Annotated in this window: 12 protein-coding genes; 6 read left to right on the forward strand and 6 right to left on the reverse strand. The window is 62.7% G+C overall.

Annotation, left to right across the window (positions count from 1 at the left end; translation table 11 throughout):
- Nucleotides 1–9: 9 nt before the first annotated feature.
- Complete coding sequence (locus ASD83_RS12210; protein WP_056311219.1) at nucleotides 10–744, forward strand: phosphotransferase enzyme family protein; 735 nt, start codon at nucleotides 10–12, stop codon at nucleotides 742–744.
- A 3-nt stretch (nucleotides 745–747) separates the two neighbouring features.
- Here the strand turns inward: ASD83_RS12210 and ASD83_RS12215 are convergent, their stop codons facing one another.
- The 6 genes from ASD83_RS12215 to ASD83_RS12240 form a co-directional block, all read right to left on the reverse strand.
- Nucleotides 748–1,701 carry a sensor histidine kinase gene (locus tag ASD83_RS12215; RefSeq protein ID WP_056311221.1) on the reverse strand — a complete coding sequence of 318 codons (954 nt, stop codon included), beginning with the start codon at nucleotides 1,699–1,701 and terminating at the stop codon, nucleotides 748–750.
- A 38-nt stretch (nucleotides 1,702–1,739) separates the two neighbouring features.
- A complete protein-coding gene (locus tag ASD83_RS12220; protein WP_056311223.1) occupies nucleotides 1,740–2,435 on the reverse strand; it encodes a response regulator transcription factor in 696 nt (231 codons plus the stop codon).
- A gap of 7 nt (nucleotides 2,436–2,442) precedes the next feature.
- On the reverse strand, nucleotides 2,443–3,966 hold the full coding sequence (locus ASD83_RS12225; protein WP_056311225.1) for a DUF4153 domain-containing protein: 1,524 nt from the start codon (nucleotides 3,964–3,966) through the stop codon (nucleotides 2,443–2,445).
- A 244-nt stretch (nucleotides 3,967–4,210) separates the two neighbouring features.
- Complete coding sequence (locus tag ASD83_RS12230) at nucleotides 4,211–5,086, reverse strand: sigma-70 family RNA polymerase sigma factor (RefSeq protein ID WP_056311227.1); 876 nt, start codon at nucleotides 5,084–5,086, stop codon at nucleotides 4,211–4,213.
- On the reverse strand, nucleotides 5,076–5,540 hold the full coding sequence (locus tag ASD83_RS12235; protein WP_056311229.1) for a carboxymuconolactone decarboxylase family protein: 465 nt from the start codon (nucleotides 5,538–5,540) through the stop codon (nucleotides 5,076–5,078). The genes ASD83_RS12230 and ASD83_RS12235 overlap by 11 nt, the downstream gene beginning before the upstream one ends.
- A 14-nt stretch (nucleotides 5,541–5,554) precedes the next feature.
- Nucleotides 5,555–6,310, reverse strand: a complete 756-nt coding sequence (locus tag ASD83_RS12240; protein WP_056311231.1) for an SDR family oxidoreductase — start codon at nucleotides 6,308–6,310, stop codon at nucleotides 5,555–5,557.
- 184 nt (nucleotides 6,311–6,494) lie between these two features.
- Here ASD83_RS12240 and ASD83_RS12245 point away from each other — a divergent pair, with 184 nt between their 5' ends.
- The 5 genes from ASD83_RS12245 to ASD83_RS12265 all read left to right on the forward strand — a co-directional run bounded on the left by ASD83_RS12245 (nucleotide 6,495) and on the right by ASD83_RS12265 (nucleotide 10,945).
- Nucleotides 6,495–7,466, forward strand: coding sequence for a bestrophin family protein (locus ASD83_RS12245; protein ID WP_056311233.1), 972 nt, complete (start codon nucleotides 6,495–6,497; stop codon nucleotides 7,464–7,466).
- A 48-nt stretch (nucleotides 7,467–7,514) separates the two neighbouring features.
- Complete coding sequence (locus tag ASD83_RS12250) at nucleotides 7,515–8,102, forward strand: TetR/AcrR family transcriptional regulator (RefSeq protein WP_056311235.1); 588 nt, start codon at nucleotides 7,515–7,517, stop codon at nucleotides 8,100–8,102.
- Between the two features lie 92 nt (nucleotides 8,103–8,194).
- Nucleotides 8,195–8,935 (forward strand): SDR family NAD(P)-dependent oxidoreductase, encoded by a 741-nt coding sequence (locus ASD83_RS12255; RefSeq protein WP_082561146.1) that lies wholly within the window; start codon nucleotides 8,195–8,197, stop codon nucleotides 8,933–8,935.
- A gap of 85 nt (nucleotides 8,936–9,020) precedes the next feature.
- The gene (locus ASD83_RS12260) at nucleotides 9,021–9,686 is read left to right on the forward strand and encodes a helix-turn-helix domain-containing protein (RefSeq protein ID WP_056311239.1); all 666 of its coding nucleotides are present in this window, start codon (nucleotides 9,021–9,023) and stop codon (nucleotides 9,684–9,686) included.
- 134 nt (nucleotides 9,687–9,820) lie between these two features.
- The gene (locus ASD83_RS12265; protein ID WP_056311241.1) at nucleotides 9,821–10,945 is read left to right on the forward strand and encodes an epoxide hydrolase family protein; all 1,125 of its coding nucleotides are present in this window, start codon (nucleotides 9,821–9,823) and stop codon (nucleotides 10,943–10,945) included.
- The last annotated feature ends 15 nt before the right edge of the window (nucleotides 10,946–10,960 follow it).

Below are 10,960 nucleotides of genomic sequence, written 5' to 3' on the forward strand. Positions count from 1 at the left end.
GGTATGGGGATGAGTTGGGACGCGCTTGCACTTTGGGGGCACGAGGTAACGCGCATTGAGCCGCTCGCCGGTGGAAGTTCCAATGACGTCTGGAGCGTGCGCGTCGATGGGCGCCTCGCCGTTGCGCGTCTTGGCAAAAGGAGCGATGCCGATCTCGCCTGGGAGGCCGAACTGCTCCAATATCTCGACCGGAACGGGCTAGCCGTGCCGGTGCCGATCCCGGCACTGGATGGAAGGCTGTTCGTGAACGGCCTTGTGGTGATGGACTATATGGAGGGCGGGCCACCGGAGACAGCGAGCGACTGGCGCCGTGTGGCAGACACGCTGCGCGAGCTTCACCGGTTGACCAAGGGGTGGGCGCAGCGGCCGGGGTGGAAATCCTCCACCGATCTCCTCAGCCTCGAGAAAGGAACGCGGATAGACCTTGCCGCAATGCCGGCGGAGGCTGTCCTTCGGTGTCGCGCGGCGTGGAAACGGCTTGAGGGGCGTGAAACCTGTGTGGTGCACGGCAACCCCAACAATCCCGGCAATGTCCGCATGACGGCAGGCCGGGTGGCGCTGATCGATTGGGATGAGGCGCATGTCGATGTTCCCGTCCTCGATCTGGTCCTGCCCCACAATGGCGCGGGGCTCGAAGGCGCCGAGCACGACATTGCCGCCCAGGCATCGGCCGCCTGGGAGGCCGCGGTTTGCTGGAAGGACGACTATGCGGTCGAGCGGCTGGCCGAGGTCCGGGCGGTCTGACGGCTATCGATTGGAGAGGGTGAGCTTGAACGTGGCGCCCTTTGGCGCTTGCACGAGTTCGATTTCGGCATCATGCGCCTGGAGCATGGCGCGGACGATATCCAGGCCCATGCCCGTGCCACCGCTTTCGCGGCGGGTGGTGAAGAAGGGCTGGAAAATCCGGTCCCGGTTGCCCTCCGATATGCCGCCGCCATCGTCGGCGACGATCACGACGGCGCGGCCTTCCTCCTCGCGAACCGCAATCGTCAAATGACTGGCGCCGTGCTCCAGCGAATTTTCGGCCAGATGCGCGAGAACGATATCAAGAGCTTCCCTGGGCACGCCTAGCGCCACCTCCTCGCCGGAGCCGGTGATCTGCAAGGTCGAAAATTGCGATCGCAGATCGGGCAGGACGGCACCAAGGGTGGTTTCGCCACGGGCCAGGGGCATTTCAGCCTGTGCCAGTTCGCGAAGACGGGCCACGAGGCGCGTCAACCGGTCCGCATCGGCAACGATGTGGTCGAGGAAGCGCTGCCGCTCCGCCTCGGTCATGCCGGCGCCCTCGTCGCGCATGAGTTCGGCCGAACCCTTGATGGCGGTCAGCGGCGATTTCAGCTCGTGCGATACATGGGCCGCGAAAGACCGCATATATTCCGTCCGGTCCATCAGGCGCGATGCGAGATCGAGAAAGCCTTGCGAGAGCGTCGCCAGCTCGGCGGTACCATAGGCATCGAGCGGGCGGATGGCATCGCGGCCGCCCTGGGCGATTTCGCGCGTGCGGCCGACGAGCGCGGCAATCGGCCTGGTCACGGCGCGGGTAAGGACATAGGCAATGAAGAGGGTAACAAGCAGCGAGGCGACGAGCACGCCGGTTTCGAGCGTCGAGAGACCCCGCCCGCCAAGTGCACGAACAAGAATGATGAGCCCGGATGGCAGGCCGAGAACGACCAGCAGGACGGAATAGACGACCAAGGCCATCGAGGGTCGCCATTTGCCGGGAATTCTAGGCGCCTCGGTCACTGCTTGAGCTCCAGGGTTCCCAATTTGAACCCCACACCGTGGACGGTGGTGACCACCGCTTCGCATCCCGCGGCGGCGAATTTGGCGCGGAGATTGCGGATATGACTATCGATGGTGCGTTCGGACACGTGGATATCTCCGCCATAGGCGGCGGTCATCAACTGCTCGCGCGAAAAAACCATTTCGGGGCGGCCAAGCAGGGCTGAGAGCACAGCGAATTCGAGGGCTGTCAGGGCAATCGGCGCCTCATTCCAGGTGACGCTATGCGCGGAACGATTGAGTTGCAGCGGACCGCGGATCATTTGGTTCGTCGCGGGCGTCGTTTGGCCGGAGGTACGCTTGAGGATCGCCTTGACCCGCGCAACAAGCTCCCTTGGGCTGAAGGGCTTGCTGACATAGTCGTCGCCGCCGATTTCGAGCCCGATGATCCGATCGACCTCTTCGTCGCGCGCCGAGAGAAAGAGGATCGGCACTTCGGAGGTCTTGCGGATTTGCCGGCAGACGTCGAGCCCATCGAGCTCGGGCATGCCGATATCGAGTACGATCAGATCGGGCGTGGTCCGCCGCCAGGCAATGAGCGCCTCGGAGCCGTCGCGCGCGGTGGAGACGGTCATGCCGGCCCGTTCCAGCGCGAAGGTGATGACGTCGCGAATGTGCGGCTCGTCGTCGACGACGAGAATTCTGTTGCTCATCAAACCGCTACCTTGAACCCGAAGGAGTGTTTTGCAGCGTCTGGGGCCCAGAGGCAACTGGGCCAAGCCTGAGATAATCGGCCAGCCGCTGTTGGCGCCAGGACCAGCTTCGCCAGCCGGTCTCCCGGCGGGTGAACTGATAGCCAAGGTTTGCGCGGAGGACGCTGGCGGCCTGCCACGCGGGCTGGTTCGGCTTTAGCGAGGCGATGAAACTGTCGAGCGCAGGAATGACGGAGGTTCCCTGTAGGGAGATATAGCGCAGATCAAGCGGCATGCCTTCGCCACTGACTTCCAGACTATGCGCGACATTGAAGCGCGCGATCAGTGCGGAAAAATCCATCAGCGCGCTGCCGTATAGGACGACCAGCAGCGCGACGAGATTGCAGGCGACGAGCCAGGCATTGGACCGCTTCCACCAGATGCGCAGCAGAATGAGCACAAGACCGACGGCGACGAGAGCCATCCAGATGCCGGCAGCAAGCCGCAATCCGGTCAGTGAATAGACTTCGACATAGAGTTCGAGCCGCAGCATGGCCGAAAGGCAGAGCAGAACGTTTTGGGCGATAAAGCCATAGACGAGCACCCGGATGAGTACGCTGCGCTGGCCCGGCCCATCCCTACGCATGGCGACAAGCACGAAGGCTGCGGCGAGTAAGGCCGTAACGATGAGCGGATAGGCGCCGCGATGGGCATATTCGGCATGGCTCATGCCATTGGGCAGCGCCATGCCGCCCCAGAGGAAGGTGAGGTCGAGCGCGGTTTCGAGGGCAAAGAGCGCGTTAAAAATCACGAGGGACCGGAGGATCGCCGCATGGCCGAGCCATGTCGTTTCGCGGGGCGCAAAGAGCGGCGTTCCCAAGCGCGACTTTTTCCGCCGCAGCAGTTTGGGCCTGAGGAGAGCCCATATACCGGCGGCCATGACCAGCCAGAAGATCACGCGGACCGGATTGAGCAGGTCGAACGCCCGCTCGGCACGCAGGCCTGCGAACAAGGCTTCGACCAATGGATTGGCGGCGGCGAAAAGGAACACGAAAACCAGCCCGAGCCCCAGAGGCACGATCCAGGCGAGAAGCCCGAGCAAGGCGCGCTGCCAAAGCTGGGGTTGTGCCGCGATCCTGAGGGCGACGGCGTCGCGCGCCAGGGTGATGGGGGCAGGCAGAAGAAAGCGCAGCACTGTGGTGGGCATGTGCTCCAGCCGGCCGGGCAGCACCCTGATGGCGATCAACGCCGACAGGGCAAGGCCAAGGGCGGCCAGCATGAGGCCGAGCGGCGATGGCGCTTCGATCAAGGGCAGAGCGAGGACGAGGGCAGTCGCCAGACCTAGCAGACCCTCTCGAACGCGTCCGCGACGCCAGGCAAAGGCGGCAATGGCGAGGGCGATACCGAGCGTCAAAAGGAACAGGTTGATGCCGGGCTCGGCATCAAACAGCAGGAGGTCACTGACCACCACCAAGAGGAGTGTCGTCAAAGTCGCGACTGCGGCTAGGCCCAAGGTTTTCGGCGCGGGGTGGAACTGGTCGGTCTCTTGCATCGTGCTTGCCTCCTTTTATGACGTGAAAGGCGCAACCCGACCGCCCCTGCCCACCAGTGCATGGGATGGGGAGGTCGGCCAGGAGCCACCAGCCGTCATTGACGATGCGGCTGGGGAGCTGGATGGCAGGACGGAGCAGTGGGCGATCGGGATTGCGCATGCGTGCAAACCTGACGGCGCCGTCAGCAGTTTTTGTGCAGATGGATCGGAGAAAGTCAGGTTTGCGACTTTGGGCGCGTGCCGATCAGTTTTCGCTGACGCGGGTGCGGACCGATGTCAGTTTGTCGGGATTGCGCATAATGTAGATGCCCAGAATTTCGCCATTCTCGATATGGAGCGCGGTTGTCTGCAACAAGGACCCGTGTTCCCGACTGATAAAGCCGGGCAGGCCATCGATCCAGACCGGCTCGACCATTTCGGTCCAGCCGGCTCCATATTTGCGAAACATTCCCTCGTAGAGACGGAGGACGCGCTCGCGGCCCTCGATAGGGTTGATGAAGGCAAAGACCTTGCCGCCGCCATCGGACTGAATGACGACGCTCTCAGCGAGCAGGGTTTCGAGCGTGGTCATATCGCCATTATGCGCGGCGACGAAAAAGGCCTGGGCAAGGCGGTTGCCTTCGGCGCGATCGACGGGATAACGCGGGCGCGCTTCCTGCACATGCTTGCGGGCGCGCGAGGCCAATTGGCGAACCGATGTCGGATCCCGGCCGAGGGTTGTCGCGATCTCGTTGAGCGGTTGGCCAAACACTTCGTGGAGCAGAAAGGCGGCCCGTTCGAGCGGGGACAGGCGTTCGAGCGCCAGCATCAGCGTCATCGTCAGCTCGTCGGCATCGACTTCAGGCTCTTCGGGCTCAAGCATGGGCTCGGGCAACCACGAGCCGACATAATGCTCGCGCCGGGCGCGGGCCGATTTCATTTCATCAAGGCACAGGCGCGTAACGATGCGCGACAAGAAAGCCCCGGTTTCGCGCACCATTGCCTTGTCGACCTGCGACCAGCGCAGCCAGGCGTCCTGCACCACGTCTTCCGCCGCGGCCCGGCTGCCCAGCATGCGATAGGCAAGGCGCACCAGCCGGGACCGGTGCGCCTCAAAATCATCCGCCGCTTCAAGCGGCATGTTGCGCCTCTTTGACCACCGGCTGTATCCGAAAGCCGACCTGTAGCCGGTTCCACGCATTTATGGCGCCGATGGCAAGGGTCAGGTTGACCTGTTCTTCGGGCGAGAAATGGGCTGCGATCTCGGCATAGTCTTCGTCGGCGGCGCCATTCTGCGGCAGCAGCGTCAGGGCCTCGGTCCAGCCGAGCACGGCACGCTCGCGATCGGTGTAGATCGGGGCTTCGCGCCAGGCACTGAGCAGATAGAGACGCATTTCGGTTTCCCCTGCCTGACGCAGATGTTCGGCATGCATATGGATGCAATAGGCGCAGCCATTGATCTGCGAGGCACGCAGCTTGATCAGCCCGATCAGGGTATTGTCGAGCCCGCTGGCGGCAATGGCCGTTTCGAGCGTCATCATGGCCTTGATGGCGGCAGGCGCAAGCGAGAAATGATTATCGATACGAGGATGCATGGTGGTTTCCTGGATTAGTGATTGGGGCGGCTGGTCTTGAACCAGTCGGCATAAGTGACGGTGCCGAGACGGGCGGAGCCGCGCGGCAGCAGCGAGGCTTCATCGAGCCGGGCGCCGAAATATCTGGCCTCCGCGTCGGGTTGGACCTGGCGGGCGTCTCCGATGTCGACGAGGTAGCGCGCGACGAGATCAGCGAGGTGGAATTTCTCCGGTCCCGCGATTTCGATCGTGCCGTTGACCGGTTGCGCCAGTGCTATCTCGGCGACAAAGGCCGCGACATCATCGGAGGCAATCGGCTGGATCAGCGCGGTGCTGAGCGGGATTGCCGCATCGGCACCGGCGGAATTGGCGATGCCGCCCAGGAATTCGAGAAACTGGGTCGCGTGGATGATGGTGTAAGGCGTGGGCGAAGCTTTGATCAGCCGTTCCTGAACCAGCTTGCCGCGGAAATAGCCGCTGTCCTGCAGGTCTTCGGTGCCGACGACGGACAGTGCCACATGGTGGCGAACGCCGGCCCGGGCTTCTGCCGCTAGGAGATTGGTGCCCGCGGTCATGAAGAAGTCGAGCACCGCCTTGTCTTCGAAGGATGGCGAATTGGCGAGGTCCAATACGACCTCGGCGCCGAGCAAGGCCGCGTCCAGCCCTTCGCCGGTCACGGTATTGACCCCCGATTTCGGCGAGGCGGCGACGACTTCGTGGCCGCGCTCGGTGAGCAGCCGGACGGTCTTCGAGCCGATGAGGCCCGTGCCGCCGATAACGACGATTTTCATGTTTTATCCTTGCGAGTGAGCAGCGCCGGCCGGGGAGGCGACCGACGGTTCCGCTGCAAAGACGAGATGGCCCTGGGAGGGTGTGACATGGCCGCGAATTTTTCCGTCTCTCACCCGCCCGCAATGTCACAGAAGCAGGGGCCGTCTCGTCTTCACTGTGTCACCACCAACACGGAGAGCCGGGATGCATGTGGGCCGGTCGTATCGCGTCGTCGAATTCGCCATGTGGTCGCGCCGCAGCGTGGTCTACATGGTGTTGCTCAGCCTATTGGCCATAGGCCTGTTCATGCTGCCGCCTCTAGAGGGTTTTGCCTTGCCCTGGCAGGTCGTGGTGATGCTGGGCACGACGGTGTCGCTTGTTGCGGGCTTCAAGAATTCGCAGGTGCTTGGCCGTAGCGCTGAAGGCTTGCAGGCCTTCGCCCAGATCGCCGCCACGAGCCGCATGCTGGCCGGATTTTGCCGCGATTTCTGCGAGCCCCAGGTGGCGAGGATCCTCGTTCACCGCCACATCGCCTGGCTCACCGCCTTGCGGTTCAGCCTCCGCCGGCCGATGCCGTGGGAATCGATGGGCCGGCGCGCCAATGTGGAATTTCGCCGTCGCTATCACATCCTTGAAGACACGACGACGATTGGCGCCGAATTCGAGCGGCTGGCGCCCGAAGCGACGGTGCTCTCGGCGGGCTTAAGGCCCGATCTCGACCTGTTGTCCCGCCAGGCCGAAGCGTTCAACACCCTGTTCAAGACCGGCGATCTGCCGCCGCAAATTTACGTCGAACTGACAAAGCTGCTGCGCGATTGCCACGACCAGCAGGCGCGCTGCGACCGCATCAAGAACAGCCCCTATCCCCGCCAATATGCCATTGTCAGCGCCATGCTGGTCTGGTGCTTTTGCACGTTTCTGCCCTTCGGCGTCGTGGCGCTGTTTTCTCAAATGGGCATCGGCATCTGGCTGGCCGTGCCGTTCAGCACGCTGATCGGCTGGATGTATATGGCGCTCGATCAGGTCGGGGAGAGCACGTCCAACCCTTTTGAGGGCAATGCCAATGACGTGCCGATTTCCCAAATCTGCCGTGATCTCGAAATCGAACTGCGGACCGCGCTGGGCGAGAGCGAGGTTCCAAGGCCCCTGCCCGCAGTCAACGGGATCGCGACGTAAGAGAATGCAGTTCTTGACTCTTCAATCCAGAATGACTATTTGCCTTTTATGGCCAGACCCAAGGAATTCGATCGCGATGCCGCCCTTGCCGGAGCACTTCAGGTGTTCTGGACCAAGGGCTATGAAGGCGCCTCGACCGACGATCTACTGAAAGGCATGAAAATCGGCAGGCAGTCGATGTACGACACCTTTGGGGACAAACAGGCGCTGTTTCTCGAAAGTCTGCGCTCGTACCACAAGCTCGACAACAAGAACTTCTTCGATCACTTGGGCGACAATCCTTCGCCGCTCAAAGTGCTGCACGGCTTTCTCGCCATCTTCACGCGCCGCAGCGACGAGGAGAATGCCCGCGGCTGCATGGGCATCAATGCCACCACCGCCTTTGGACGCGCCAATCCGGACGTGACGCAACTGGCGCGTAACACCGCCACCAGTGTCGAGGACATGCTGGCTCAATTGGTGAGCGCGGCCAAGGACGCAGGCGAGATCGCCGCAACCGTCGATGTCACGGCAACCGCCAGCTTCATTTACGCCACCCTGCAGGGCCTGACCGTGCGCGCCCAGGCCGGCGCCAGCCGCGATGAACTCGCCAAGGTCGCCGATTTCACCATAGAGGCGCTCAAAGCCATGCGCTAAGCGACGCTACTCTTCACATCGATCACTCTGGTTAATTCTGGACCCGACAGTCCAGAAAACGAACTCCCATGCCTGACGAAAGGAATTTTGACATGTCGGCATTTCTTCCCCTCCTCGATAAACGCGCCATTGTTACCGGCGGCTCGCGCGGCATCGGCGCCGCCATCGTGCGAAAACTCGCCGAGCAAGGCGCGCATGTCGGCTTTACCTTTGCGTCCAGTCCCGATGCGGCGCAGGGGCTCGTCGATGAAATTCTCGCCAAGGGCGGCAAGGCATTCGCGCTGCAAGCAGACAGCGCCAATGTGGCGAGCCTCCAGACGGCCATCCGCGCGGCCGCAGAAAGGCTCGGCGGGCTCGACATTTTGGTCAACAATGCCGGGGTTCTGGTGCATGCGCTGATCGACGACGTCGTCGAGGTCGATTTCGACAAGACCATGGCCATCAATGTGCGCGCGCCGTTCTTTGCCATACAGGAAGCCGCACGGCATATGCAGGCGGGCGGGCGCATCATCAACGTGTCGAGCAATACAGCGGTCAGTGCGGCAGTGCCCGGTTCGGCGGTTTATGGCCTCTCCAAATCCGCCGTCACGGCCATGACCCGTTCGCTGGCCCATGAATTTGCGCCCAAGGGCATCACGGTCAACGCCATTCAGCCCGGCCCGACGCGCACCGACATGACCTCGGGAATGGAGGACTATATCATCGGCATGGTGCCCGCCGGCCGCTTAGCCGAGGCCTCGGAGCCCGCGGCGCTCGTTGCCTATCTCGCCGGACCCGATGCCGGTTTTATCAACGGCACCGGCCTCACCATCGACGGCGCCATGACCGCCTAGCTTTGCCAGCCGTATTCCGTCCGATGATTGCGCAAATTGCCAAACCCGGTCAGACTGAGCGGGCGCAACTCGGGCGGATACGGGCATGCACACTGTCGTAAAACTCGATGGCTGGTCGTCGCCGGTGGTAGAGGCGGTAACCCACACCACCTTCAACGCTGATGGCAGCACGATGATGCAGCCGGACGGCTGCTGGGATATCGCCGTCCTAAAATCCGCAAGTGGTACAACGGTCCTGCGCACCGGGCTGACGACATCGGCGGTTACCCATAATTTTTCGGCAGGCGACGAAATCCTTTCGATCGCTTTCAAACCCAGCAGTTTCATGTCGCTCATGCCGGGCGAGCGAATGCGCGACGAAGGCGTCGTCCTCTCCAACATCGGCCGCGACCGCTTCTGGCTCGGCAGCGACGTTCTCGAAATCCCGACCTTTGACACCGTGGACCGGTTTGTCGGAAAGCTTCTCAACAATGGCATTGTCGAGGACAATAGCCTCGTCGCTTCCGTCGTTTCCGGCCACCCGATGGCCATGTCGGAGCGGACCATGCAGCGGCATTTCCTCAAGACCACCGGGCTCACCTACAAGACGTTTACCCAGATCGAGCGGGCCCAAAAGGCACTGAGCCTGCTGCAACAGGGGCGCCCCGCCGCCGATGTCGCCTTCGCCCTCGGCTATGCCGATCAGCCGCACATGATCCGCTCGCTAAGGGCCATCATGGGGCAAACGCCGGGGCAGATTGCAGCGCGTTAGAGCGCTTTTTTCTCGCGCACCCAAAACAGGGGGCAATTTTTGGGAGCAGACTGCAGGTTGTCGGAAATCTTCAATCCCGCAAACCGCCCGCTGGCTAGAAAGGATGCACTTTCACCCCAGCGAGGACGCAGCAAATGACCGACATCCGCCCCTTCAAGATCGCCATATCCGAGGCTCAACTGGCCGACCTCAACCAGCGGCTGGCCAACACCATCCTCGCCAGCGAAGCCCCCGGCGCGGGCTGGGCTGCCGGCCCCACCGCGGGCTTCGTCACCGGCGCACTCGACCGCCTCCGCAATGGCTTTGACTGGCAGGCCCAGGAAGCCGCGATCAATCAGCATTCCCAGTTCATCACCGAAATCGACGGCCAGACCATCCACTTCCTGCACGTCAAAGCCGGAACCCCCGATGCGATGCCGCTCCTCCTGCTGCATGGCTGGCCGGGCTCCTTCGTCGAATTCCTCGACGCTATTGCCCCGCTCAAAGGGGCCGATTTCGACCTCGTCATTCCCTCGCTTCCCGGCTTCGGCTTTTCCGGCCCGACCCGCGAGGCGGGCTGGAACGACAACCGCATCGCTGCGGCCCTGCTCGAACTGATGTCACGCCTCGGCTATCAGCGCTTCGGCGTGCAGGGCGGCGACGCCGGCGCCGTCATCGCCCCCACCATTGCCCGTGCGGCGCCCGATCGCGTCATCGGCGTGCATGTCAATGCCGCGACCATGGGCTTCATCCCCATGGGGCCGATCGAGCCCGCCGAATTCGCCACCTTCACCGAGGCCGAAACCACGCGCCTGCAGCGCCTGCAACAGTTCATGGCCGAACGCTTCGGCTTCAACGCCTTGCAGTCAAGCCGCCCGCAGACCGTGGCCTACGGGATTTCCGACTCTCCTGCGGGCCTCATCGCCTGGCTGGGCGATATGTTCGCGGGGTTCGGCGACAGCCCTGATGCCATCTCCAAAGACAAGTTCCTGACCAATGTTCTTGTCTATTGGTTCACCGGTACGGCGGCGTCCTCGATCCGGCTTTATTATGAAAACGCGCATGATCCGGAAGCCTGGACGCCAAAGCCCAATTCGGGTGTCCCGACCGGCGTCGCGGTCTTTGCGCGGGATGAAGTCGCCATCCGACGCTTTGCCGAAGATGGCAATACCATCGCGCGCTGGACCGAAATCGACAGCGGCGGCCACTTCGCCGCCATGGAAGTGCCTGAGGTCTGGGCCGCGGAGGTTTCGAGCTTCTTTGCAAGTCTCACGCGTTGAAAGCAGCGTGGCGGC

Origin of the sequence: Devosia sp. Root685 (genome assembly GCF_001427875.1) — a bacterium.
GTDB lineage: Bacteria > Pseudomonadota > Alphaproteobacteria > Rhizobiales > Devosiaceae > Devosia.